Here is a 25,888-nt window from a genome sequence, read left to right as displayed (position 1 = left end):
AATTGAAAAAGGATCTGACTCAGTCAGATCCTTTTTTTCATATCAATCCACTATTTACCGGGATCAGTGCCCCCGATAGCTGATGCCTTGTCGGCCTAGTGATATCTATCATTATGCCAGCCAGTTGGGCAGGGTCGACAAAGCTATCAGGCTCAATATCAGGCAGTGCCTTACGGTTAACTTCAGTATTTATAACCGTCGGCTGTACAGCATTAACGGTAATATTGGTGCTGATCAACTCCGCAGCCAAACTTTCCACTAAGCCGTTCAATGCCAATTTTGAAGCCATGTAAGGGCCAAAACCAGCACTTACAAAACGTGACGTGTCCCTTGCTGATACGAATACCATACTGCTGCGACTCTCTCCCAGCATGACAGGGACTAGCGATTTAGACATACACCATGCTGTTTGGAAGTTGGCATTAAACAAACGTGCAACTTCCTCAGGTTCTACATGTTGCCAATGGTTCCAGGAGAACACACCGGCAAAATGATAATGGGCTTGAATGCTACCCAAATGGTCAATGGCCGATGCAACCATGTATTGTGATGATTCTGGGTCGGCCATATCGCCATAAACGATTTGGATCGCCCCTTCATACTTAGCCTCGAGTAGTGCACCTCTTTGCTCGTCTCCGACACGAGCGAACCCAACCAACTTGGTTCCTTCCGAGATTAACTGTTCAATTAATTGGGTGGCCACCTCAGAAAATGGCGCAGCGACAGTTGCAGTTTTAATCATGTGATACCTCTTTTTTAGGGAGTATATCGAATTAGATTTTGCTCTTGTCGCAAAGCTATTTTGCTTTCTATAGAACGCCCAAGGCTAGATCCCATTAACGAAGCAGATCCAAACTCGCCTTTTCGCACATCACCTGGGCAAATTCGGTTCCCTGTCTTGTTTCAACTTCTTTTACTAACTCCGTCAGTAACACCTCGAGATCCTCAACGCTAGCTTCACTCGCTGACTGTGCCATGTAAGAGGCGATACTCTGCCTTGCTTGATGTTTTTTACACATAGGTTTATTCCATTAAATTTGATTCCCAGTCACCTACATCTTAATTTTCAGCTCACTCGGTTCTATGGCTCCAGCTCACAAAACTTTTTTCAAAAACAAAATTAAACAATTTAAAATCAACACTTTAAGTTATTATGTCGCAAAATGACCTTGACTTATATGAAGGCTAATTAAAGTTCGTTTTGAATTTTGAGCATGCGATAAAAACCATTAATAAGCCGCTTTTCCGACTTCATCCTTGGCTCGTTATGAGAGACTTCATCTTGTTTCGACCAGACATAGCCCTCACCCTCAGCTTGCTCCACCTGCCAAAACTTATCTGTATGGCTATCGAGCAAATAGGCTTTAAGCTCTGTTGCAAATGCTTGGCTTTCAATTAATAAACCCAGTTCTAGGTTTGTCATATCCGAGCGCGGATCGAAGTTAGATGAACCAATAAATGAAATCGTATTGTCAGCAATAAATGCCTTGTTATGGTAATAGGCATTGGCGTTATAGAAATTGCTATAGTGCAAAGCGTGGCTGTCGTACTCGTATATGTTGATGCCCTTCTCCATTAATGCTGAGCGATAAGTTTGATAATACGCAGAGGCAAATGGCGAATCATTGGAAGCGACCGAGTTAGTCAACACAGTGACTTCAACATTTCTTTCGGCTAAAGCGGTAAACAATTCTTCGTGTTCATCGGACTTAATCATATAAGGCGTTGAAAGGAATAACTCTTCAGCGGGCCATTGGTTCACATTAGCAAAGTGTTCAATACGCTTGCGCAGATAGGATTGGCTATCTGTCCGTTTGCTTGCCGAGTCGAACATCGGGGTTACTGATGCCTTTATGTACTCAGGTTTCGGCAGTAAGCTAACTTTGCGAATTATTGACTCCTGTAAAGGCTGATTCTCTGCCATCACTTTGTCATAGACTTTATCGAATGAACCACTGTGCTTGTCTGGGTTATAAGCAATCACCTCATTAACTGGCACCGTTAACTCCCCTTGCCATAGGGTATTAAAGTTACGCTCATAATCTTGGATCACAGGCCCTTTCACTATGACGTCGAGATCAAAGAAGTTCGCTTGTGGGCTATAGCCAAAATAGTCATCGCCGATATTACGGCCTCCTAGAATCATGGTCTTTCCATCTACATTGAAGTACTTCTCATGTAGCCTGTGATTTAGCCTATCACGGTGCATTTCAAAGTCTGCGGCTCGGGTTAGCCAACCAAGTTTACGGGCATTGAATGGGTTGAAAATTTTGATCGATAGATTCGGGTGAGTATCGATATCCACCAGCCACTTGTCATCAAAGAACAACAGATCATCAACGATGATCCTAACCTCAACACCACGTTCTGCAGCAATCAGTAATTCATGCCACAGCGTCAAGCCGGAAACATCGGCTGTCCAACTAAAATACTCCGCCTCGATATAATCTTCCGCCTCCCTCACCGCCTGAATGCGATGGGCCAACGCAGAGGGAGCGTCAGGGATCAGGTAAACCTGGCCGGAATAAGATTTAGGAAGCGCCAGTGACGTTTTCTCCAACCATTGCTCAGGCTTATTAGAACATCCCATTATGAGGGTTGAAAATAAAACTAATAGGATTTGGCGCGAAAATTTAGGCAGACAATGAGCCGCCATTTTTTGGTATCGGGTAATCAAGATCATCGTGTTTATATATGTAGGGAACTAGTCTGTTTATTATTAAACAACAGATAATTTAACTGAGGCTGAATACTATTATTCCATTGACGGGTTTGATCCTACAAACAAGATATAATAAAAATCAAGAGTTATGTTACTTTATAAACAATTACTTAGCCATACATCCAATATAGTAGAAGAATGAATTCCATACTTTCAATACCTCATGAAATATCGTTTGGTGAGATATATTTACCTCCACTACTTGTTGTCATGACCATAGCATACTTATTGGCTATCGGCGTTTCACAAATGTGTGGCAAACTAGGCTGGCACAAATATATCTACTCTCCTGCCATTGCAGAGTTTTCACTAATGGTTATTTTTGTTGAAGTATTCAGTCAGTTTATTGCAATAGTATAACTTTAGGTCAATCCATGTTTAAAAAACTCCTATTTACTATCCCGCTAGTTGCGCTAGCCGGGAGCATTGTAATTAATAAAATTGAGCAAACCGAACAGTCCCCATGGACACGTGATGCCCAAGTACGTGCTCATATTATTCAAATTACCCCACGTGTAACCGGACCTATCATTAACCTTGCGGTCAATGATGACAGTGAAGTCAAGAAAGGCGATCTCCTTTTTGAAATCGACCCAAGTATCTATAAAGCCGATCTTGAAAAAGCCATTGCCCAGCAACAACAAGCTAATGAACAGCTGAAAAAGGCCAAGAACGAGGAAAGCCGATCGGTGGCATTGTCACGCCGCCAACCTGGTTCGGTACCCGTTTTGAACCTTAATAACCTACACATTGCTGTGACAACTGCTCAAGCAAACCTTGCAGCAGCAAATGCTGTGGTTAATGAGGCAAAACTTAACCTTGCCTTTACCAAAGTCACCGCGCCTGCCGATGGCTTCATTACCAACTTGAACCTACGCGAAGGTACACAGGTTGTTGCCAACCAGCCAACGGTAGCCCTTATTGATAAGCACAGCTTCTGGGTTGAAGGCTTTTTCAAGGAAACCGACCTCAAAGATGTTAACCAAGGGGATAAAGGGATGATTACCTTGATGATGCACCCTGATAAGCCGTTTGAGGGCAACATATCCAGTATCGGGTACGGCATCTCTCAACAAGATGGCAGCACCGGTAATTCGCTACTGCCCAATGTTAACCCTAATTTTGAATGGATTCGTCTAGCCCAGCGCATTCCGGTGAAATTCCATTTTGAGTTACCAGAAAATGGCATTCAACTTCGTGTCGGCACAACGGCATCGGTGAAGATTATCAAGCAAGAGAGCAACTAACTATGTTGACACTCAGTCCAGCTAGCAAAGAAGCGTTGAAGGTCGCGATCGCCTTCTCGCTTTCTATCATCATTGCAATTGCATTTGGGTGGCAGAAACCTTACTGGGCTGCAATTGCGGTCATTGTCGTCGCCGCCAATGACAACTACGAAACAGCCATCAAACATGGCCAAAACCGACTGCTTGGCACCTTCGCAGGTGTGGCTTTTGCTTTTACTGTTGTCCACTTTTTCGCTCAGGACAGGGAGCTTTTCATTCTAAGCATACTGGCGTTCTCTGCTGTGTGCGTGTACATGTCGAGCTGTGAGCGCTACGGGTATGCGTTCAAAATGGCCTTTACCGTCGGTGTGATCATTGCCGCTATGGGGCAGTTCGATAGCTATTCCACCTTTGATTTTGCGGTGATCAGGGTACAGGAAACTGTTTTGGGTATTTTGGTTTACTCTCTTGTTTTCCAGTTTTTATGGCCAAGGAATACCCATACTCTATTCAAGCGCCGGGCGACACTTGATATCGAGCAGCAAATTCAAAAAGTGAGGCAACAGTTAGCGAATCACTATTTACAACGCTTAGCTGTTGATGATGAAAATCAAAGCACTAACGACAGCCTAGTGACACTGCTCAAGGAAGCGATAAATGATAGCCCTAGGGTTTTCTCCGAACGTTTGATGTGGAAGAAACTGGTTGCTTTCCTTGAAGATACAGAAACTGTTTCAACTAACCAAACCGATAGTGAACGTCGTAAGGCATTGACTGTTAGATATTGCACGTTGAACGCTGCCATTCAGTACTTGAGAGAAGACAAAGAGGATAAGATCCTGATGTTGCCTGCCGTGTCGCAGATGACGCCAGTAACTATCAACACTCACTTCTGGGCGGACGTTAAGCATTCTTTATTTAATAATTACCAGAACCGATTGATCTATGTACTTCGAGCACAAGCAGCACTGGTGACCTGCTATGCAATGTGGATTTATTTTCCCATGCCTGGTGGAATACTGTTCCCGCTGATTTCTTCGAGTTTCATCAATGCGTTATGTGAGGTCCCCTCGGCCTATTATAAATATACCGTACTTGGCATCTGTACATTCAGTGTCATTATTTTGAGTGAATACGTTTATTTGATGCCGTCGTTTACCGAAGGCTATGAGTTGGCGGCATTTTATTTTATCAATATCTTCTTTATTTGGCGGCTTTTCTCTACGCCCCAACTTGCGGTATTAAGGGTCTTGGGCGGGAATATGTTGGTGGTGTTAACCATGTCAGCGATGTACTTAACACCGGCATTTTCTATCACCTCCTCACTTAACATGCTGTTATTCATGTTCATTATCCTGTTGGTTTCGCGTTTCTACACGATGCTGACTGAAGAGATAGCGACGGGGATAGGAGTTAGGACCTAGGTCCTGGGTCCTGGGTCCTGGGTCCTGGGTCCTGGGTCCTGGGTCTTGCAAAACTATTTTATTAGCTTATTGCTGGTTTCCACTTCTCACTTTCATTTTTTTAAATAAATTATCATGACATACGAAATATCAACCTTGATGTCGTTTACGTTCGCCATCTTATTGCTTTTTATTGGCAAGGGGCTTATCGAGCGTTTCGACATTCTGCAGAAATACTCTTTTCCTGAACCTGTTATTGGCGGTTTTGTTTGCGCAGCAACAGTTGCCATACTTTACTACTTTGCCAATATTGAAGTCTCTTTTTCCCTCGAGGTCAGAGATTTCCTTTTGCTGTATTTCTTTGCTGGTATTGGCTTACAGGCAAAAATCCAAACTTTACTCAAAGGCGGCAAGCCACTCCTTTTTCTGCTGCTATTGGCAGCCAGTTTTATCTTCTTGCAAAACGTCGTCGGTATGAGTGTCGCTTCCTTATTTGGCTTAGATCCAAAAGCAGGCTTGTTGTCTGGCTCGATCAGCTTAATTGGTGGTATAGGGACAACTTTGGCCTGGGCACCAACCTTTGTTCAGGACCTTGGTATCAGTAATGCCATGGAGTTGGGTGTTGCTTCGAATACAGTTGGCCTTATTACGGCTTGTATCATTGGTGGTCCGATCGCCAACTACCTTTTGAATCGCCACAAACTGTCGACTTCCAAAGACCATGATCTGACTATTGGTTCGCAGTTTGATGAGGCACAGAAAATCGAACTTAGTCATTATGCCGTTTTATGGGCATGGGCTTGGTTAAACGTCACCATTACACTGGGTTACAGCATCGATAAGCTACTTAAAGCCACTGGTGCTAACCTGCCCCTCTTTGTTAGCTGCCTACTGGCAGGTATCATCGTCGGTAATACCGGCCGCCTGTTATTTACCAAGAACAAAACACAGGAGAAAATTATCCAGGGCCAAAAAGGCTTAGCGATGATTTCCGATATCTGTCTCGGTATGTTCCTTACCATGGCACTGATGGGACTTAAGTTGTGGGATCTCGAAGGGTTGTTTGGCTATATCTCGGTCATTATGTCAGCCCAGATATTGCTCTCTATTTTCTTCACGATTACAGCTGTGTATTTCCTGATGGGGCGAAATTATGACTCTGTTGTGATTTGCTCGGGCTTTGGTGGTATCACCTTAGGTTCAACGGCAACTGCTATCGTCAATATGACAGCAGTCACCAGCAAATACGGCTCAAGCCCACAGGCATTTATTGTTGTCCCACTGGTGTGCGGTTTCTTTATCGACATCATCAACGCGCTAATCATTGGGTTCTTTGTCGGGATGTAACACCATTTCCCCCTTCCAGAAAAAGAGGCCTTTGCTATACAGCAAATGGCCTCATTTTTTTATTTGTAAAAACTAGGTGTCTGGTAAATATCTTCACGTCAAGCATATCGAATTTGTCACTATAAACTTAATCATCATTGCGATGCCGCCTAGCCTTTTGTTTATAGTATTTCGCTTTCTTGGCCGACCATACAATAATCTTGGGGCTATATAGCGCCAATAATCCTACTAACAGTACTAATAGGACAAGGAGGAAAGCCCCCCAATTTAGACCCATTGGCTCATTTGAAGCTAGCACCGCTGCTGTAATACCGCCGCTGCTCATAACATACTCCTTAAAGAAACTACCCAAAATCCATTGTATATTTAACCGTCTTAACTACCGAGATAAACGAATGTTCTTGTATCAAAAAAATCCGGCAACGCTATTCGTTGCCGGATTGCTTTAGCACTAATAAAAACCTACGACAACTGTATTGGCTGTTGGAGAAACATATTTACTTTTTCTAGAAGTAAAACTTATAGTTAGCCCACACAACGGTGTCGTTGATTTTTTCATCAATTACACTGTTCTTAATTGTGGTATTGGTGTTGGTAATTTTGATTTGCCCCCAGCGTGTTCTATCGCTGTTAAATGGTGTTGACATAAGGAAATTAGTATTTAAAACCGACATATCCACGTCACCAGAAAGGTAGTTATATTCTGGATATAGACCAAAGTAAGTACCGTCATTACCAGCGGTGTAAAACACATACAGTGCTGCAGACCCACCAAATGCCGAGTCGTCAGTGATGTTGGCTTGCTTCTTTACGTCATCAGAATATTTACCAGCAAGTACACCTGCCCGAGGGAAAATATTTAAACCTTCAATTCCAGAATTTATTGCCAATGTTATACCAGGAGAAGCTGATGTGAACAGAGCGTTGTCTAATACATCAAGAGAGGCTGCAATCTTAGGTACGGCCGTATTTTCAGTCGAAAACACATGGAAATATTGTAAACGGCTATCGGTATAGTCGCCGTCTTTATCAATAGCCGCTTCGAGAGTAAACATACCTTGCTGGCCATTATTGAACTTCATATCTCCAGAAATGGAGCCTTTGAAACCACCTTTATTGCTCATTGCAACATAAGCTGAAGTATTTGTTTCTGTAAGGTCAGATGGATCTGGAGTCTTCTCTCCTGCAAAAGTGGGAGCCGCAAACATGACGGCTAAAAGGGGCGCAACAGACCTTGCGTTTTTGATCATCATCAAATCTCATACTGTACTGATGTTATTATCGAAATCCTTGCTGGTGACGAGTGATTGATGCGTTATCTTAGGTTTACATCTAATTGGTTCCTTCCAATACCAAAATCTTAATTTTTTAAAATGGTAACTTGAAGGTCACTATCGGACATTATATTGGTCACTTTCGGACATTTAATCTTTTGTTAACTATTAGCGCTTTAGATCAGACAAATTTCTTCGCAACTGAGCTGGTGTAGCACCGGATATGGATTTAATCGCTCGATTAAAATTAGAGACATCCTTATATCCCATCCGATAGGCAATTTCACTAATCGGATATTCCGTTTCACTTAGAAATAGGCACGTTCTATTTAATATTGATTTCTTTTTGATTTGGTTAAATGAAGTATTATGGTCTTTAAAGTAGCGATATAATGTTTTACTCGTAACGCCAAATAAAGAAGCCAACCATTCCAGTGTAAAGTTGGGCAAGTGACAGTAGCTGTCTGACAGCTTTTCTATATCACCTAAGTCTCGAAAACACAGAGGGTGATTCGACATTGGTTGTAAATCATCAACGCCTTCAAGCTCTAGTTTGAGAGAAGGTTGGCCATAACGTACTTCCACGTTGGGTAAAAGTATTTCCGCATATATGTTTCCCTGACTTTCACTAGTCATCACACTAACAGATTTCGGGGACCATTCGTTTCCTAACCAATTGCGGCAAATATTGGTCAATAATGACAGCCTAAACCATTCATTAACTGCACTACCCGGATAAGAAGGCTTCATCCCACTACGATTACACCAACACCATGAACCGTTAAACCGCTCAAACCAGTATTCATTTTGACGACTAAATAAGTTGGCATTTTCCATCATAGATGAAATAACTTGCTTGAATCCTGAACCTTGTTTGATGATGCCCCACTTACCATCAATGAAGGTCTGTGCTGCATGCTTACCCGCAACTATAGGCATGTCATTGTCACAGATCGCAGCCATATGGTTTAGGAACATAGAGTAGGTTTTGACAGGCACCCAAACTTCTTCATCAGAGTAAGCTATGGGTAAGCCAAACTTTTTAGCCACCTTTTCCCACGGAATACCCTTACTATCAAAATATGGTGTAAAAAAGAGTATTGATTCGAAAGACGTTAGAAGTAATTTAATTGATGAATTACGCATAGAAAATATTTATCTCCAAAGCAATGTTAGGCATTGTTTTGTTGACAAAAATCCGGCTGGCGCTAGCGCCAGCCGGATTTTGACTTGAATTAATGAAATCAGTTAGAACCTATAGCCAAGGTTCAATGTCACTGAATCACGGTCTTCACCAGTGCTGTACATCCCTGTGATGTTGTAGCTTTTACCCAACTCCTTGTTGAAGCCTACTGTATAGGTCCAACGGTCAACATCGATACCAACGTGATATGGCATAGTGACTGGGATCCCTCCGACCTTGAAATTCACGTTACCATCTAAATAGTCGTCATAATCCTGATATTCCGCACCGACGAAAATTTGCGCTCGGTAATCCGGTAACTGGTAACCAATCAATGGTTGATAGGTCATGATGCCATCACCCCAATCATCAGCCCCATCGAGCTTTGTTTTGGTATAAGTTGCGGTCGCGGAGGCAAACAAATTCTTGTACCCCACAGCCAGCGTAGTACCTACCCCAACACTGCTATAGCGAAGGTGGATTGGAATATTAAGATCAACAGCATCCATCTCTGGGATCTCTAATAAATTACAGTCAACCACACAAATAGGCTCATCATTGCCTCTGAATTGGGTCTTTACCTTGGCGTTAATATCAATCTGGCCAATATAACCAAACACATTCCAGAACGGCAGGATGTTCACATCACCACGCAGGGTGACACTTTTGGCATTGATTTTGGCCGTTGTCTTTTCTGGGTCAAAAAACTTAGCGATCAAATTTGGGTCCAGACCAAATACACTGAAACTGGTCAGATCCATATTCAAGTCCTGATCACGATAAGCTAACGAGACACCATAGGGCATCGGCAAGTCAATCCCTTTACGGCGGATCATATCGCCCATTAAAGGAAACGTTCGATTTATATCGACACGTTCTTCACGATAGCGGGGATCAGAGACTTCACTCATCAATGTTTGGTCGAGTACTACCACACCCATGCCGGTGTCATCGTAGTGCGCGACAGGTGTCGTGACATACTCTAGTGTTACCGGCTTATTCTTTCGTTTCCCCTTCGCCGTGATGATCTTTTGTTTCATGACCACTTCACTTGTTTCATCAAGGGTATCGAAGGTAATCTCCTGAAGGTAATCATCAATGTTATAACCAGCAAACGTAAATGGCTGGGAGTTTCTCACTTCCATTTTGGTCACTTTGCCATGCTCAAGAAACAGCTTCACCCGCATAAAACGGAAGTAAGCGACATCTTGAGGAAGACCAAACTTAGAGTAATTGAAATTGATCACCGCTGAATGTGGCCCAGTCTTAAAATGCGTCACCGACTTTTTATCATAGCTATCAGCGTAGTCCCTGAGGCGATACTCATTTCGAGTCAACTTGGCGATCTGATCCAGCACATCCTCATTTTTACTCAGCTTTTTTTCATCATATTTTACCCTGAGGTCAATATTCCCCTTATGGTCAATACTCTGAACCAAGTAAGCTTCTGATGATTCGGACTCACCATTGTATGTGACCGTCTTCTTGACATGTTCGACCAAATCGCTGGCCTGGACCAGTGAACTCAACGCGTATTTGGGGATGTCTTTCGATATCTTATATTGTTCGAATACATCCATCTGCTGAACTTGTTGTTGAACCGTAGAGCCTTTTCGCTCTTCGGCTAGGACCATTTCAGGAAAAGCGGCAAGCAATGCAATTGCACTGAGACTCAATGCCCTGTTAGACGGTTTAGAAAACAATTTATCTGTTTGAATCATAATAAAACTGCTAGACACAAATAATCAGGACACCAAACTCAATGCTTAGTGAAACCTAAAGTGAAAGAATAAATAGGATATTGTGGACGAGCACATATATACTACGGCTAATGTGCGGTGAACTTTATGATATTATTTAATATTATGACAATCACTTTTGTAGGATCTGTTCCTACATATAAAAAACATTAAGTTTTAAATGTATTTGTAGTACTCAATCCTCTTTTATGAAGGATGACACCATCATTATTTATACTCAAAAAAACCAATTCACGCTTATGTAGGACTCATTCCTACATAAATAAAATATAACCTTTCAAAACCATCCAAAGTGTTATATTTTATTGCATTCTAATTCTATGTAATTCAAATAATTAAAACCCTAAAATCTAGGGTAAATATCATTTTCATTTTACCAATGAAGATGCATTTCATATCAAAGCAAACACACATTGACTTCTCAGGTAATCGCTTAATGAATTTTAGTTTTGAACAGCTTCTTGCATTCGTCTCCGTCTGTGAGCGCCAGTCATTTAGCAAAGCAGCAATTAGCTTAAACAAACACAGAACAACTATCGGCCAGGTTATTACCAACCTTGAAGATCAGTTAGCCATTGAATTGTTTGAGCGGGCTGGCCGTTCCGTTATCCCTACCGAGGATGGAAAGCTACTATACCTTTATGCGAAACAAGCTGTTGAGCAAGCAAAAACTTTTGATAAAGTGGCGTTAAGTTTATCTTACGGTGGTCTTGAGAGCATCACTATCGGCTATACCAGCTTTATCCCCCATCCCGCTTTGGCTCAAATCCGCTCAAAATTGCTCAAAGACTTCCCGACCATGAAAGTAAACTTTATGGTAATGACCAAGGATGAAGTGGTCAAAGCGCTTCATGACGGCACAGTTCATGTTGGACTCACCATCAGCCAGGGCTCAAAAGCAATTGATAGCCTTGATCGGACATTCCTTAGTTATGCCAAGTTCAAAGCATTCGCGCATAAAGATAGTCATTTAGCTCAATTATCTGAAGATGAAGTGCTCAATGGGCTAAAATCAAGCCGCCAATTTGTTTTGCGGTCTTTATTAGATGAAGGGTTTGGTGATAGTGCTTTGTATTCACCAGATTATGAGGTTATTGAACAACTGTCATTGATCATCAAATTTATCCGTGAAGGGTTAGGTTGGGCTTTTTTACCTCAATCGATAATGAAATCAGCGTATGCAACTGAAAGCTTTGCGGAACTTAAGATGAAAGAATTCAAATTAGCACCACAGATCCCCGTAACTTTGCTCTGCCCCCACTCTAAGCAGATTGGCAATATAAAACAATCTATTATTAAAGCGCTTGAAAACTTTATTGATTGAGGCGTTTCAGCCATCGACATCTTGTCTTCTCAAGATGTCGATGGCTTTACTGTATATCAAATATGAATTTAAACGCCTGTTAGGCCACGGTTTTATCAAGCAACTGGCTAATGGTTTCACGTTCGAGGATGCCTTTCGGAGCAATAAAAACCAAACGGGTAAGTCGTTGTTCAATATTCTTCCACTCATCTCCCACTACGACAGTTGCGCGCTGGCCTGTACATTGAAAACACTTCCTCATGCTCAGTATTGAGTGGCTCGCTTCATTGTTCGTCATTACTCGCCGTACCCTACACCGTTATTTACAGGAACATAATTGCAACTTCCGTGAAGTTAAAGAGGCAGCAAGGTACAAAATAGCCCGAGAGGTACTGACCAAAACGTCGGATTCAATCGAAACTATTGCTTTTAACCTTGGCTATAGCGATATAGCAAACTTCAATCGTGCATTTAAAAGTTGGTCTGGTGTCACTGCAGTAGCTTTCCGACGAAAGAATAAAAGTGAGTAAATCACAGGTATGCTTCTGATAGTCAATATAATTACCTTGGTGGGCAATATTATATTCAATAAAAAAGGCATCAACGGTTTCCCATTGATGCCTTTTTAAGTCATAACGTTTAGTTAGAAAGGCTTACCGAAGAACAAGTACACACTGCTCTCGCCGCTATCTGCCTGTCCGAATGAAAGGGCTGCGGCCCCCATTGACGTTTCGGCACTGACAAAAACGCTTCCAGCCTTGATCCAATCGTCTAAATCACTGGTTGGCTTTTCAGTCCATACGTTACCCATTTCAGCCGATGCACCAACGAATACTGGCCATTCTGTACCAACAAGTTTTTTGTCTAATTGATAGGTATATACCGCTGTCGCTAAGGCTTTATGGTTACCGACCAAGCTATTTCGGGCATATCCTGACAAGTTCAAGAAGCCGCCCAATGTGACCAAGTTACTCAAGTTTTCCTTACCTTGCTCAACGGACTCTAAGGACACACGGCCAATTAGGTTATGAGAACCAAAATGGGTCGCCCCCTTCCAATCCAACTGATATTGCCAATAATCATCTTGTCCAGATAAAGAATCAAAATACGATGTTGAGCCACTGGATTTATAACCCACCTTTGCAGTCAGTTGCTGGCCTGACGTAGGGAAAATAGAACCATTGAGGGTGTCATAACCAACACTCAACTCCGCACCATGTACCCAGTAATCCCCCATATCGCCAAGCAAATTGGTATTCATCGCGTCAAAAGCGCCGTCTTCATAACGATAAGCTAACTCAACCTGGGCATTATTAGATATATTCACCCCAACGCCACCATAGAGTTCACTGGATTTTTGATTGAAGCGGGTAAAAGGCGCATCTTCCACATTCATCAAACCATTCCAGCGTTTCTTGCCGAGTTTGCCTCCCAGCATCGTATATACCCGTTCCTGACTATCTAATGGCTGATACCAGTCAGTCGCCACATTATAATCTGTACCCAGAGTGACTGAGGTTCGCCATTGCCCGCCTGAGCCAAAGAGGTTATTAACGGTAAGAGCCCCATCCACGACTAGGTGTAGATCATCGTTGAAACCATCTTCAAAATGCACACCAGCATTAAAGACATTCGGCCCCCAACTTTTTTCTTCGGTTTTTACCACCAGCGTCGATTCATCGTTATGTGCATTTTTCTCAATCGAAGCCCCAACCCGCTCAAACTGATCCAACGCATAGACGTTCTCGACGGCATCTTCTACCGCTTCGGCATCCATTTCGGCTTTAGGTAAGCCCTTAAGCTTATCTAACACCAACCGGTCAGAGGCTTGACTATTATTCTGAAGTTCCACCCTAGTAATAGGCTGGACACTTCGAACCAGTTGCTGGCGCTGTCGTAGTTTGCTTTGTTGATAAGATGCATACTCTGCTTCACTCAATGACAAATCACTCAAATTGGCTAACTGACGTTTAGCCGCAATCTCTCCCTGTGGAATGATGTGTTTCATACTACTGAAGTCAGTCATTTTTACGCCGTCTACACGAGGCATAATTAATATGTCGTCATTATCCAGCATGGCTACTTGTTGGTTTCGGTTTTCATTGGTCAAAAAACCGCTCAACTGACCGACTACCGCAAAGACAGAATCAATACCATCTTCACTACGAAGCGGCGCTCCAATATCAACAGCTATGACGATATCAGCCCCTTGGTCTTTGGCGATGGAAATAGGAAGATTATTTACCATCCCGCCATCGGACAGCAGTTTTCCGTCCCGCTTTACTGGGGCAAGAAAACCAGGAACCGACATGCTTGCTTGCAGCGCTTCGGCAAAATCACCGTCATGAAGAATAACTTCACTTCTATCAGGCATATTGGTTGCCACTGCACGGAAAGGAACAGGCAATGAATCGAAATTGTCTAGAGTTGGCACCAAACCGATAGAACGACGGATCAACGATGACATGGTCTGCCCTTGTAGGGCCCCTTTTGCCACTTTGAACTTACCGTCACCCCAGCCCATTTTAGGGTCGATCGGAAATTCATCCCTGAATTGCTTATCGCGGTAACTCAATTGCTCCCTTGGAATTTCATCGGAAAAACCGGTATTAAAATCAAGAGACATCATGATCGTCTCGATCTGATCCGCATCATAACCGAGCGCATAGAGGCCACCGACATAAGCACCGATTGATGTACCCGACACAAAATCTACTGGTATACGATTTTCCTCAAGCACTTTAAGTACACCAATATGGGCTGCACCTTTCGCACCTCCCCCGCCAAGAACTAAGGCAATTTTGGGTCTTTCTCCAGCAAGAGTAGGTAATGAACAAAGTAATAGCATCGACGCCACTAAACCACGAGTTCGAAATTTCATTGTTGTCCTCAATAGAACGATGAATTAATTTGCCCCAGAACCCAAATGGATATAGAAATGACTGTCTGTATCGGAGCAATAATGAATAAAAATATATCGGTGGGATACTAAACAATAATCCTGACTGACAACTTAACGTAATTTTATAATTGAATGATTCAATCCTACATAAACGATTATTTAATACATAGGCAAGCTGCTATTATTTAGCCACTCTGAGGTTACCCTTAGAAAGTAGACATCATTTCAAAATATACATATTAAGAGAGTTTCAAAATGAAAACAGCTTCAAAATTTATGATCCCAGCCCTCCTTCTTGCCAGTACTTCTGCTTTTGCGGGTCTAAATTTACATTTCACTACTGAAGATAACGCTGCATGGGTAAAAGTAACCGACAACGGCGCTCCAGTTGCAAATGCTACAGTGACAACTGACCACACTGGCGATAAAGCCTTTACTACTGATGAGCAAGGCCGTACTTATATCTTCATCCCTGAAATTCATTCTGGTGCTGTAAACTTCACCGCTACTGATGATGCTGGTCAGACAGTTTCTAAGAAGCAATATATTAAAAACGAAAAATAAACCATATACCAAAGCTACATCTTGATGTGGCTTGGGTATAATAGGTGCCTAATATTGGCACCTTTTTTTATGCCCTAAAAGTGATAGCTTACTCCAAGCATGACACCCATATTACTTTCATTCTTTATCTCCATGTTATCAAATTTGTAGTTCACTTCCAGGTAGGCATATTTGAAATTTGCCCGTACCCCTAACCCATAATATTGACCAACTTCTCGTTGTTTTTCCTTATAACACTGCTCATCTGAACACACTAACTCCTTGTAATTATAGTATGCAGAGCCAAACTCAATAAAAGGTTTTATCGCAAAGTAATCATTGGCATGGTAGTTATAGCCCACTTCGATACCAAAACGTAACATGCTCAAATCTTCTATATTATCCGTTGATGACCCGTCGGTTTGGTGCTGAAGTTTGAAGCCAACAAAATCATTGAAGTCGGCGCCAAATTCAATAGCGTAAGCACTGTCTTGGTTGGTTGGATGGTAGATTCCCGCCCCTAACCTAACATCAACATCTGAGACAGTTTGGCTAGCCCAACTTTCGGCACTTGAGGCTGAAAAGGACAAAATAGGGAGTAAGGTTAAAGCAGCATACTTGATCATAGTATTGAGGTTATGGGAGGTATTCATTGAACATTTAGGAGGAAGTTATTAGCACGAGCATAAAAATAGAAAAATTAAATTTAAAATTGGGCAATTAACAGTGTATTTAATGTTTGTTCTCTTTGCTTGGAAATGATCTTCATTAAACCGTAAGGGTATAAGCGAATTGAATGCATATTCTCCCCGTTAAGATCTGCAATCATGAGAGGATGAAGTTCATCTTCATTTTTTAACTTCAGAACGTCTTTATCAATCAGATTTCCATAGTTGCACCCTTTCAAACCTAACCCGTAGCGTTTTTTTACGGCTTGGATAAAATCATGGTGAAACAGGTTTACATCTGCTGATTCCAAAGATTTAGGTAAGGACCCACAGAAATCTATGATTTCTTTATTTGACAAGTAATCATAATATTCATTGGGATCCAATACCCAAGAAATTCCTCTTTTCAGTAAGATTTTCATTTACCATCAGGCTCTTTTTTGCAGTTAAACATGCCAGTTTCCCTATCAAAATGACAGTGTTCTTTCTGATGTTGGGTATGACTTGCCCATGATGGTTGTAACGCCATACAGGCCAATAAAATAATAGGTAGAATTGCTTTCAACATATATCACCAAAAAAATCCCCTTTCCTTGTGATGATGAACAACAAAGAAAGGGGCAATCATAGGTTATTACACAATGAACAGTAACTAGCGAAGTCACCCAATACCAACAGATAATACAACCAGCAACTTCAATATGATTGTTACCTATAATGGGCAAGTTCGCGGATAATATTAGCCTTATTTGTTATCTTCTCCACATCGTTTTGTGATTTGCTTTTTAAAGAAATCTATGAAAGGGCTTGATGGGTTGAGCCCTGCATAAATGATTAGGTTGCTATTTGTTTGACTTCTAATATGCCTCTATTTATCACTGAATTTTGACAACCATGAATGAATACCACACTTTCTGTTTATTATTCTTTATTGCAATAATTATAACAGTGTTAAACAATCGCTTTACCCGTATCCAAACAACGATTGCAATAACTGCTGTCACCCTTTTTATATCTATTTTATTAAAAGCAGTTTCTGGCACCCAATGGTCACTTATCGCAGTCCATTTCTCCTACACCATTCAACAGTTTGATTTCGAGCATTTTCTGTTACATGGCATATTGGGATTACTTCTGTTTGCAGGTGGCCTCGGGATCAACTTTGATCGCCTAAAAAAGCAAAAATGGGAGGTGCTTACCCTCGCAATGGCAGGGACCTTAATTTCTACCTGTTTTATTGGCGCATTCCTTTATACTTTCTGCCAACTGATAAACTTCCCCCTCACTTTTATCCACTGTCTACTGTTCGGAGCGCTGATTTCCCCTACAGATCCCATTGCTGTTCTGGCGATCATCAAGAAGCTAGGCGCGCCTGAAAGTATCACCACCCAAATTGAAGGTGAATCATTGTTCAATGATGGTATCGGCTTGGTGATTTTTACCTCTATTTTCACTGTGTCGTTTAGCAGTGAACCTATAACATTTAGCACTGTAGGCCAATTGTTCTTACAAGAAGCGCTGGGTGGCATCCTGGTCGGTGGGCTATTTGGTCTGTGCTTTCATTTTTCCATCAAAGCGATGGGCAGCCTTTACCTGAAAATTATCCTGACGTTACTCCTTGCGACAGGTGGGTACAGCCTTGCAGAAAGTATTGATGTCTCTGCGCCTTTGGCCATGGTTGTTTCAGGTATCATTATTGGTAACTGGAGTCGGTTCAAAGCATTGAGTCCTCAAGAATCTGAAGAACTAGACCGTTTCTGGAGTATCATTGATGAATGCCTTAATAGTGTTTTATTTGCTATGGTGGGGTTCACGCTTTTAGTGGTTAGCTTTAATAGCCAAGATTGGTTGCTTGCTATGTTAGCCGTCCCTATTGTACTGATTGCACGGTATTTTAGTGTTTCTTTATGCTATCAGTTCTTTGCCAAGTTCAAGGCTTATAATCCTTACTCTGTGGGTATTATTGCATGGGGAGGGTTACGCGGGGGACTCGCGATAGCCATGGCGCTATCGATACCTGCTGACATTTGGTTAGACAGCAATCATATCCTCAATTTGAAGCAAGTCATACTAGCTATGACTTATTCCGTCGTCATATTTTCTATCCTAGTCCAAGGCTCTACCATTTCAGGACTTGTCAGCGAAGCAAACCAGTTAAAGCAATAATAATACGAATACCCTGTAGTAAATTGCAGGGTACTCGATACTAACTTAACGTCTCATTCGCGGGGCCGTTTCGACAAAGTCAGAAACCGCTTCCATGATCGCCTGTTTTATCTCGGTCAAGTTTTCTGAAAAAACGCACCAAAAACCAATAGGAACCATGATGTCATCTTGAAATTCATCAAACTCAACTTCCGTAATACCCTCGATAACATTATCGACAAACACCATATTCGGCATAACTCCCCAACCGATATCTTCCTTGATTAATTTGATCATTAACGCAAGGCTATCAACCACCTCATAGTTAGCAGACATTATGATTTTTTCTGCCATCTCATCATCGATCATAGATTTGAGTACCAATTGCCGGGTTGTCTTTAGCTTGGAAAGTACCAAATCATTAGGGGTACGGGCTATCTCACTGTACTTTGAAGCATAAACACGAAATGTTAAGTTCCGCAGAAAGGTTGCGTCTTTACTATGCATAGCTCGACGCGCATCGACATTAACGAAGGCAAATTGAAAATCACCATTTTCGATACCTGCTTCTATTTCAGGCTTGGACCGAATATAGTAGTTAACCTTAAGCAATGGAAACTGCTCAGACAGCCTGTCCCTTATCGCAACCAACACATTGTTGGGAATGAAACTAGAGTAGGCAATATTAATTTCTTCAACCATCCCCGCCGACAAACTCATCGCGACCTTGTTGAGTGCCCTTGCTTGCTCAACGACAATTTTTGCATAGTGATACAGCATCCGGCCAGCATTAGTGGCTTCGACACTGCGACCAACTCGCTCAAAAAGTGGGATTGCCAAGTCATCTTCGAGATTACTGATCACCTGACTAGTGGTTGTCCGGTGCTTGCCAAGTTGAGTGGCCGCCTTACTGAAAGACTTAGTCTCGTATACGGCAACAAAGGTGGTAAGTTGTTCAATACTAAAGGTCACTACCGCTAATCTCTTTTATAATCATTCATTAACATTAGCACCCTTTTCGTTTTCCGCTCTATTGACCGCCAATAATCGTGCGATGGCAATTAAGCAGAAATACACTCTCCCCCTTCAGTTTGATTACTTGGAGCCCTAAATAACTTACGAGGGTGGCATCCATCATAAGCGAGTTAATCAGCTTGGAAATTATAGATATAATTCAACCGGTTAGATTCATACACTAACGCAAAAAAAGCCCGTATACACAACAAGCTAGGAAAATATAATGAAAAAATTGATGATCGCATCCCTGATTGCGCTGTCATTTAACGCTGTAGCCCAACCTAACACAACACCTCAGTCCAACCACGACAAACTGGATGCGTCCCTTTCTCAATTAATGCATGTCGAGGGTGAGGTAATGGCCATCGTCACCCCCGATGAACACGGTGGTTTTGAAGAAGCAGACGTAAAGATGATGGTCAGCGAAGAGTATAAAGATGTTTATGTAACCAAAAAGCAAGCTAAGTACATGGGCCTAGAAAAAACCCGTCACTATTTCCTGACCTCAACGCATAGTTTTGAAACTCTTGAAGAGGAAGTAATGAAACGTGTTAGCAAGGACAACCCTGATTACTTCTCAGTCCAGTACTACCAGCACATTGTTGGCGACGCAGATATTACTGAATTCTCTGCACGCGTAGTCGAATATAAGTGATTGTTAAATAAACCAGTCGATAAACAAAAGCCCAGAACAGCAATCCGTTCTGGGCTTTTTCTTGTTTTGCCAATATCCCTTACCCCATTACTTCCTCTTCAACCGTGTTGATGTGAGCCTTAAGCAGCGGCATATTATAGTTTTGGTAAGCACTATTGATATTGAAATACTTCAGGTTATCCAGTTCAATCTCGTGCTCATGGAGCAATTCATAACTGAATTGATACTCCTGACTGATTTTATCTACGACTTCATTGATTTCACTGGCAATTTCAATGATATCTTTATGGTAGATCACGCTCACTATGGCATGCTTATCAATAATGACTGATTTATCAACTAACTTCACATTACTGTTGTGCTCTGTTTGGATAGCGATATCAGCACTAACATGACGTACCAGTAACTCCGAAAGCCTAGACTCCAGTTCGTTTAGGATATCAGCTGACTCAAACGGGGTATCAATATAGTCTACCTTGATCACCGAGCTTGTTACGCGTAATTCTAACAGTGCTTCTTCAAACATACTGTGGAGATCACAGTAGGTCGATGTATTCTTAATGCCATGGAAATTGACATTATAATCTTTAATCATGGAATATTGATGATTAAAGATAGGATCATTTAGCATTTCAAAATCATTTGTATAAGTTAGCTCATCTCCATCAAACCGCCTTTTAAGTTCGCTAAGGCTTAAATCGGAAATAAAGTAACTTAACAAATCATCCGTGTATGCTTTGTCATATTCAAAGCCGCCGCCTTGTACTAATTCATGGAACACTGATGCCAGCTTTTTATAGTCAACAGCGCTTAGTTTATATTCAAAAGGGTAAATAGAATTCATATATCCTCTCTTGTACACCTTTAATTCAATACGGTATAACCACGACTGGCCATGCAGTGCTTAATGACTTGTTCCACTTCTGCACTGTAAGCAATCTCGCTTTGCTCTTTTGCCCTATGATGGGATGTCAGTCCGCTGACTAGGCCAATCCCAGCGCCGACTTTGGCGCCATCTGAACCACTACCACCCGCAATAGCGACACCTGCAGCACCCAAAGCTGCTCCTCTAGCAGTAGAACCTAAAGCGGATCTCCCCGTACTTTCTACCTGCTGATGCTGAACTTGCTGGGAGTGCTGCTGACATTCGAACATATCAGCATGATACTTTTCCTGATCGATATTCTTTGTGTCAATAATAATATTGGCAAAGCAATTTGACGAAAATAGCAATGCCAATATCGATACTTGGCACATTCTTTTATTTACCATACACGCAACCTGAAGTTTTAATTTTAATAGCAAAGTTAATTTAATGGTTAACCCTATAACAATTAACTTTGATATTAATTATTCATTTATATATTTCACTTACGAAAGAAACTCTGGGCTCGGTACTGCCCAGAGCTTTATCGGTATTATTGGAGATAATGCTTAGCGGCGCATTGCTTTTTGGGTTAGCTCAATTGCCCTGAGCTGAGCAACGGCTTTTGCCAATTCCATCTGTGCCACTTGGAAACCTTGGCCTTCTGCTTGGGCTTGGATATTTGCTTCAGCAGCTCGGCGAGCTTCATTTGCGCGGGCTTGATCGATGTCCTTCCCGTGCATCGCCGTATCGGCCAGCACGGTTACTACAGAAGGTTGCACCTCAACAATTCCACCTGAAATATAAAGGACTTCTTCAGGTTCCTTCATATCAGACACAAAGCTCGCCACGCCTGGCTTCAATTTACTCAGTAAAGGCGAGTGACCCGGCCTTATACCTAGTTCACCGTCTTGCCCCGATACAGCGAGTGCATGGGCAGGCCCGGAATATAGTGTTTTTTCAGCACTTACGATATCAAGCTGAAAGGTTTTCTGAGTGACCCCCATAGCCATGATGATCCCTCCTTTAATTAAAGTTGTTTCGCTTTCTCGATCACTTCGTCGATAGCACCGCAGTACAAGAATGCTTGTTCCGGAATATCGTCATAATCACCGTTTAGCAGCCCCTTGAAGCCCGCGATGGTTTCTTGCAGGGACACAAATTTACCCGGCTGTCCGGTGAAAACTTCAGCAACATGGTATGGCTGAGTCAGGAAGCGTTCTATCTTACGAGCACGAGCAACAGTTTGCTTATCTTCTTCTGACAACTCATCCATACCCAAAATCGCGATGATATCCTTTAGCTCTTTATATCGCTGGAGTACTGTCTGCACCCCACGAGCAACTTCATAATGTTCCTGACCTACCACTTGAGGGTCCAATTGGCGAGAGGTCGAGTCCAGCGGGTCAATGGCTGGGTACAGGCCTAACGCTGCAATATTACGGGACAGTACAACAGTTGCATCCAAGTGGGCGAAAGTTGTTGCCGGAGAAGGATCCGTCAAGTCATCAGCGGGTACGTACACTGCCTGGATGGAAGTGATAGAGCCTTGCTTGGTCGATGTAATTCGCTCCTGCAGCACACCCATCTCTTCTGCTAGGGTTGGCTGATAGCCTACCGCTGAAGGCATACGTCCCAACAGTGCAGAAACCTCGGTGCCCGCCAGGGTATATCGGTAGATATTGTCGATAAACAACAGTACGTCACGGCCTTCATCACGGAAGCGCTCAGCAATGGTTAACCCGGTAAGGGCAACTCGCAGGCGGTTACCCGGTGGCTCGTTCATCTGGCCGTAGACCATGGCGACTTTGTCCAGCACCCCTGATTCCTGCATTTCATAGTAGAAGTCATTACCTTCACGGGTACGTTCACCTACACCGGTAAATACAGAGAGTCCTGAGTGCGCTTTGGCGATATTGTTGATCAGCTCCATCATATTGACGGTCTTACCTACACCCGCACCACCGAATAAACCGATCTTGCCTCCTTTGGCGAAAGGGCAAATCAGGTCGATCACTTTTACCCCAGTTTCCAACAACTCGGTACTATTCGCTTGCTCTTCATAGGAAGGGGCTTCACGATGGATTGGGTATGACTGCTCTTCACCAATATCACCACACTCATCAATAGGTTCACCCAGCACATTCATGATACGGCCAAGCGTTTGCTCGCCCACCGGTACGGTAATTGGGTTATGGGTATTTTCGACAATCAAACCACGGCGTAACCCATCAGACGAACCCATTGCAATACAACGTACTACGCCACTACCAATTTGCTGTTGGACTTCTAACACCAATGAAAGATTACTTTCACCCGCGACTTTCAAAGCATCGTATACACGGGGAACTGCATCATGTTCAAACTCGACATCGACAACCGCGCCAATGACTTTAACAATTTTACCTGTACTCATTTCTACCTCAGTCATTCTCTTTATACCGCTTGCGCGCCTGCCACAATTTCACTCAACTCCTGAGTAATTGCCGCCTGTCGTGCCTTGTTGTGCACCAGTTGTAGATCATTAATTAGGTCATCGGCGTTATCGGTCGCCGCTTTCATGGCCATCTGCCGTGCTGCCATTTCACAAGCGGTACTTTCTACCGCACCTTGATAAACCTGGGACTCTAGATAGCGAACCATGAGTTCGTTCAACATCTCCTTGGGAGGTGTCTCGTAGATGTAATCCCAGCGGGATGGCTTGGTATTATCTTGTGCTACCTCCGATGACATCTCGGGGTGTGGAAGTAACTGTGAAATCGTCGGCTTTTGTACCATCGAGTTCACAAAGACGTTATTTGCCAAGAACACCCGGTCTACCTTGCCATTCTCATATTGTTCCAACATGGCATTTACCGGCCCCATCAATGCTTCCAGCTTCGGTTTGTCCCCGAGACCTGAAGTTTGTGCGACGACGTTGCCAATGCTGTGAAATAAGCTAATGGCTTTGGCACCAATCAGGGTGAATTCGACCTCAACACCCTTGGTTTGCCACTGTTGCAGATCCTGCAAGACCTGACGGAACAAGTTACTATTTAGGCCACCACACAAGCCCCTGTCGGACGCAATCACTATGTAACCTACCCGCTTGATTTCACGCTGTTCCAAATACGGATGGTGGTATTCAAGCCGACCGCTAGCGACATGATTGATCACCCGGCGGATCGTCTCGGCATAGGGGCGCGTTGCGCCCATATTGTCCTGTGCTTTCTTGATTTTGCTGGCAGCAACCATTTCCATCGCACTGGTGATCTTCTGTGTGCTTTGCACACTGGCTATTTTGGTGCGGATTTCTTTAGCGTTCGCCATAGCGCCCTCCTGCTATCAAAATGCCTGTGTTGCGAAAAATTCCCGCAGCACCTGATGCAATTGAGCTTCGACTTGATCATCATAATGACCACTAACATTTATCTTGTTCAGCAAATCGCTATATTGACTATTGGCAAAGTCAATCAATGCCGTTTCAAACTCGACGATACGTGCTAATGGCACATCAGTGAGATAGCCTTTTTCAGCAGCAAAAATACTCAATGATTGCTCGGCAACCGGCATCGGCGAATATTGCTTCTGCTTCATCAGTTCTGTCACCTTCTCACCGTGATCCAACTGCTTGCGGGTAGCATCATCCAGATCGGAAGAAAACTGGGCGAATGCTGCCAATTCACGGTACTGTGCCAGTGCGGTGCGGATGCCACCGGATAGCTTTTTCATGATCTTACTTTGCGCGGCTCCCCCTACTCGGGAAACCGAGATCCCCGGATCAACCGCCGGACGTAGACCCGCGTTGAACAGGTGGGTTTGCAAGAAAATCTGACCATCAGTAATCGAAATCACATTGGTTGGAACGAAAGCAGAAACATCGCCGGCTTGGGTTTCAATAATTGGCAGCGCGGTCAACGAGCCGGTTTTCCCTTTCACTTCACCGTTGGTAAAACGCTCGACATATTCGGCATTAACCCGTGCAGCCCTTTCCAATAGGCGCGAGTGCAGGTAAAACACATCACCCGGAAACGCCTCACGGCCCGGTGGGCGCTTCAGCAATAGTGAAATCTGACGGTAAGCAACTGCTTGTTTTGATAAGTCATCGTAAACTATTAGCGCATCTTCACCACGGTCACGGAAATACTCACCCATTGTGCATCCGGCATAAGGTGCCAGATATTGCAACGCGGCAGCTTCAGAGGCTGACGCCACTACAACAATGGTGTTTTCCAATGCACCATACTCTTCAAGCTTACGGACAACGTTGGCGATAGTGGAAGCCTTTTGACCGATAGCCACATAAACAGAGTAGATACCGGAGTTTTTTTGGTTGATGATGGCATCAATGGCCATAGCCGTTTTACCGGTTTGGCGATCACCGATGATCAATTCGCGCTGGCCACGGCCAATAGGAACCATGGCATCAACAGCTTTGTAGCCGGTTTGAATAGGTTGGTCGACAGATTTACGGTCAATCACACCCGGTGCGATAATTTCTACCGGCGCAAAACCATCTTGCTCAACTGGGCCTTTGCCATCAATAGGCTGACCAAGGGTATTCACCACACGCCCCAGTAGCCCCTTACCAACAGGTACTTCTAGAATACGGCCCGTTCCCTGCACTTTCATGCCTTCACACAAATCGGCATAAGGCCCCATGACTACCGCGCCGACAGAATCACGCTCCAAGTTTAAGGCAAGGGCAAAACGGTTATCCGGCAGAGCGATCATCTCGCCCTGCATCACATCTGCAAGACCGTTGATCTTAATGATGCCGTCGCTTACAGAAATGATGGTGCCCTCATTGTGGGCCTGCGCTGGCAGATCAAATTGTTCAATGCGCTGCCTAATTAGCTCGCTGATTTCATTCGAGTTTAATTGCATATCTTTTTA

At 43.1% G+C, this 25,888-nt stretch carries 27 protein-coding genes; 9 read left to right on the top strand and 18 right to left on the bottom strand.

The window, feature by feature from the left end; genetic code table 11:
- Positions 1 to 37: 37 nt before the first annotated feature.
- The 3 genes from C9J01_RS09370 to C9J01_RS09360 form a co-directional block, all read right to left on the bottom strand.
- A complete protein-coding gene (locus C9J01_RS09370; RefSeq protein ID WP_107297859.1) occupies positions 38 to 742 on the bottom strand; it encodes an SDR family NAD(P)-dependent oxidoreductase in 705 nt (234 codons plus the stop codon).
- A gap of 94 nt (positions 743 to 836) precedes the next feature.
- The gene (locus tag C9J01_RS09365) at positions 837 to 1,019 is read right to left on the bottom strand and encodes a hypothetical protein (protein WP_107297858.1); all 183 of its coding nucleotides are present in this window, start codon (positions 1,017 to 1,019) and stop codon (positions 837 to 839) included.
- A gap of 170 nt (positions 1,020 to 1,189) precedes the next feature.
- Positions 1,190 to 2,590 carry a phospholipase D family protein gene (locus C9J01_RS09360; protein ID WP_158264517.1) on the bottom strand — a complete coding sequence of 467 codons (1,401 nt, stop codon included), beginning with the start codon at positions 2,588 to 2,590 and terminating at the stop codon, positions 1,190 to 1,192.
- A gap of 270 nt (positions 2,591 to 2,860) precedes the next feature.
- Here C9J01_RS09360 and C9J01_RS09355 point away from each other — a divergent pair, with 270 nt between their 5' ends.
- The 4 genes from C9J01_RS09355 (at position 2,861) to gltS (ending at position 6,698) form a co-directional block, all read left to right on the top strand.
- Positions 2,861 to 3,082 (top strand): DUF1656 domain-containing protein, encoded by a 222-nt coding sequence (locus C9J01_RS09355; protein WP_272898714.1) that lies wholly within the window; start codon positions 2,861 to 2,863, stop codon positions 3,080 to 3,082.
- A gap of 14 nt (positions 3,083 to 3,096) precedes the next feature.
- Positions 3,097 to 3,969 (top strand): HlyD family secretion protein, encoded by an 873-nt coding sequence (locus C9J01_RS09350; RefSeq protein WP_107297856.1) that lies wholly within the window; start codon positions 3,097 to 3,099, stop codon positions 3,967 to 3,969.
- 2 nt (positions 3,970 to 3,971) lie between these two features.
- Complete coding sequence (locus C9J01_RS09345; protein ID WP_107297855.1) at positions 3,972 to 5,372, top strand: FUSC family protein; 1,401 nt, start codon at positions 3,972 to 3,974, stop codon at positions 5,370 to 5,372.
- A gap of 114 nt (positions 5,373 to 5,486) precedes the next feature.
- On the top strand, positions 5,487 to 6,698 hold the full coding sequence (gene gltS, locus C9J01_RS09340; protein ID WP_107297854.1) for a sodium/glutamate symporter: 1,212 nt from the start codon (positions 5,487 to 5,489) through the stop codon (positions 6,696 to 6,698).
- A gap of 127 nt (positions 6,699 to 6,825) precedes the next feature.
- Here the strand turns inward: gltS and C9J01_RS09335 are convergent, their stop codons facing one another.
- From C9J01_RS09335 to C9J01_RS09320, 4 genes are all read right to left on the bottom strand, one after another.
- Positions 6,826 to 7,023, bottom strand: coding sequence for a hypothetical protein (locus C9J01_RS09335; protein ID WP_107297853.1), 198 nt, complete (start codon positions 7,021 to 7,023; stop codon positions 6,826 to 6,828).
- A 181-nt stretch (positions 7,024 to 7,204) separates the two neighbouring features.
- A complete protein-coding gene (locus C9J01_RS09330) occupies positions 7,205 to 7,951 on the bottom strand; it encodes a hypothetical protein (RefSeq protein WP_237156920.1) in 747 nt (248 codons plus the stop codon).
- A 189-nt stretch (positions 7,952 to 8,140) separates the two neighbouring features.
- A complete protein-coding gene (locus C9J01_RS09325; protein WP_107297852.1) occupies positions 8,141 to 9,118 on the bottom strand; it encodes a helix-turn-helix domain-containing protein in 978 nt (325 codons plus the stop codon).
- Positions 9,119 to 9,220: 102 nt separating this feature from the next.
- Positions 9,221 to 10,876, bottom strand: coding sequence for a hypothetical protein (locus tag C9J01_RS09320; protein WP_237156919.1), 1,656 nt, complete (start codon positions 10,874 to 10,876; stop codon positions 9,221 to 9,223).
- Positions 10,877 to 11,351: 475 nt separating this feature from the next.
- Between C9J01_RS09320 and C9J01_RS09315 the strand changes: the two genes are divergently transcribed.
- On the top strand, positions 11,352 to 12,239 hold the full coding sequence (locus C9J01_RS09315; protein WP_107297851.1) for a LysR family transcriptional regulator: 888 nt from the start codon (positions 11,352 to 11,354) through the stop codon (positions 12,237 to 12,239).
- Between the two features lie 79 nt (positions 12,240 to 12,318).
- On the opposite strand, the gene C9J01_RS29490 is transcribed toward C9J01_RS09315, so the two are convergent.
- The gene (locus C9J01_RS29490) at positions 12,319 to 12,516 is read right to left on the bottom strand and encodes a hypothetical protein (RefSeq protein WP_158264516.1); all 198 of its coding nucleotides are present in this window, start codon (positions 12,514 to 12,516) and stop codon (positions 12,319 to 12,321) included.
- Between C9J01_RS29490 and C9J01_RS30165 the strand changes: the two genes are divergently transcribed.
- Positions 12,479 to 12,748, top strand: coding sequence for a helix-turn-helix domain-containing protein (locus tag C9J01_RS30165; protein ID WP_107297850.1), 270 nt, complete (start codon positions 12,479 to 12,481; stop codon positions 12,746 to 12,748). The genes C9J01_RS29490 and C9J01_RS30165 overlap by 38 nt on opposite strands.
- 113 nt (positions 12,749 to 12,861) lie before the next feature.
- Here the strand turns inward: C9J01_RS30165 and C9J01_RS09305 are convergent, their stop codons facing one another.
- The gene (locus C9J01_RS09305; RefSeq protein ID WP_107297849.1) at positions 12,862 to 15,099 is read right to left on the bottom strand and encodes a patatin-like phospholipase family protein; all 2,238 of its coding nucleotides are present in this window, start codon (positions 15,097 to 15,099) and stop codon (positions 12,862 to 12,864) included.
- A 276-nt stretch (positions 15,100 to 15,375) separates the two neighbouring features.
- Here C9J01_RS09305 and C9J01_RS09300 point away from each other — a divergent pair, with 276 nt between their 5' ends.
- The gene (locus tag C9J01_RS09300; protein WP_107297848.1) at positions 15,376 to 15,684 is read left to right on the top strand and encodes a transthyretin-like family protein; all 309 of its coding nucleotides are present in this window, start codon (positions 15,376 to 15,378) and stop codon (positions 15,682 to 15,684) included.
- 74 nt (positions 15,685 to 15,758) lie between these two features.
- Here the strand turns inward: C9J01_RS09300 and C9J01_RS09295 are convergent, their stop codons facing one another.
- The gene (locus tag C9J01_RS09295; protein WP_237156918.1) at positions 15,759 to 16,289 is read right to left on the bottom strand and encodes an outer membrane beta-barrel protein; all 531 of its coding nucleotides are present in this window, start codon (positions 16,287 to 16,289) and stop codon (positions 15,759 to 15,761) included.
- Between the two features lie 80 nt (positions 16,290 to 16,369).
- Complete coding sequence (locus C9J01_RS09290; protein ID WP_107297846.1) at positions 16,370 to 16,753, bottom strand: hypothetical protein; 384 nt, start codon at positions 16,751 to 16,753, stop codon at positions 16,370 to 16,372.
- Positions 16,754 to 17,225: 472 nt separating this feature from the next.
- On the opposite strand from C9J01_RS09290, the gene C9J01_RS09285 reads away from it, so the two are divergent.
- On the top strand, positions 17,226 to 18,497 hold the full coding sequence (locus C9J01_RS09285) for a cation:proton antiporter (protein ID WP_107297845.1): 1,272 nt from the start codon (positions 17,226 to 17,228) through the stop codon (positions 18,495 to 18,497).
- A 45-nt stretch (positions 18,498 to 18,542) separates the two neighbouring features.
- Here the strand turns inward: C9J01_RS09285 and C9J01_RS09280 are convergent, their stop codons facing one another.
- Positions 18,543 to 19,448, bottom strand: a complete 906-nt coding sequence (locus C9J01_RS09280) for a LysR family transcriptional regulator (protein ID WP_107297844.1) — start codon at positions 19,446 to 19,448, stop codon at positions 18,543 to 18,545.
- A gap of 268 nt (positions 19,449 to 19,716) precedes the next feature.
- On the opposite strand from C9J01_RS09280, the gene C9J01_RS09275 reads away from it, so the two are divergent.
- A complete protein-coding gene (locus C9J01_RS09275) occupies positions 19,717 to 20,148 on the top strand; it encodes a hypothetical protein (RefSeq protein ID WP_107297843.1) in 432 nt (143 codons plus the stop codon).
- A gap of 79 nt (positions 20,149 to 20,227) precedes the next feature.
- On the opposite strand, the gene C9J01_RS09270 is transcribed toward C9J01_RS09275, so the two are convergent.
- From C9J01_RS09270 to atpA, 6 genes are all read right to left on the bottom strand, one after another.
- On the bottom strand, positions 20,228 to 20,992 hold the full coding sequence (locus C9J01_RS09270; protein WP_107297842.1) for a hypothetical protein: 765 nt from the start codon (positions 20,990 to 20,992) through the stop codon (positions 20,228 to 20,230).
- Positions 20,993 to 21,012: 20 nt separating this feature from the next.
- Positions 21,013 to 21,420 (bottom strand): glycine zipper family protein, encoded by a 408-nt coding sequence (locus C9J01_RS09265; protein ID WP_237156916.1) that lies wholly within the window; start codon positions 21,418 to 21,420, stop codon positions 21,013 to 21,015.
- A 162-nt stretch (positions 21,421 to 21,582) separates the two neighbouring features.
- Entirely contained in the window at positions 21,583 to 22,026 is a 444-nt protein-coding gene (locus C9J01_RS09260; RefSeq protein WP_107297840.1) for a F0F1 ATP synthase subunit epsilon, read from the bottom strand.
- Positions 22,027 to 22,043: 17 nt separating this feature from the next.
- Entirely contained in the window at positions 22,044 to 23,429 is a 1,386-nt protein-coding gene (atpD, locus tag C9J01_RS09255; protein ID WP_107297959.1) for a F0F1 ATP synthase subunit beta, read from the bottom strand.
- Positions 23,430 to 23,449: 20 nt separating this feature from the next.
- Complete coding sequence (gene atpG, locus C9J01_RS09250; protein WP_107297839.1) at positions 23,450 to 24,322, bottom strand: F0F1 ATP synthase subunit gamma; 873 nt, start codon at positions 24,320 to 24,322, stop codon at positions 23,450 to 23,452.
- 15 nt (positions 24,323 to 24,337) lie between these two features.
- The gene (gene atpA, locus C9J01_RS09245; RefSeq protein ID WP_107297838.1) at positions 24,338 to 25,879 is read right to left on the bottom strand and encodes a F0F1 ATP synthase subunit alpha; all 1,542 of its coding nucleotides are present in this window, start codon (positions 25,877 to 25,879) and stop codon (positions 24,338 to 24,340) included.
- Positions 25,880 to 25,888: the final 9 nt, after the last annotated feature.

Source organism: Photobacterium rosenbergii (assembly GCF_003026455.1).
Lineage (GTDB): Bacteria > Pseudomonadota > Gammaproteobacteria > Enterobacterales > Vibrionaceae > Photobacterium > Photobacterium rosenbergii.
The sequence above is the reverse complement of the archived record's forward strand: the minus strand, read 5'-3'. Positions and strand labels throughout refer to the sequence as shown.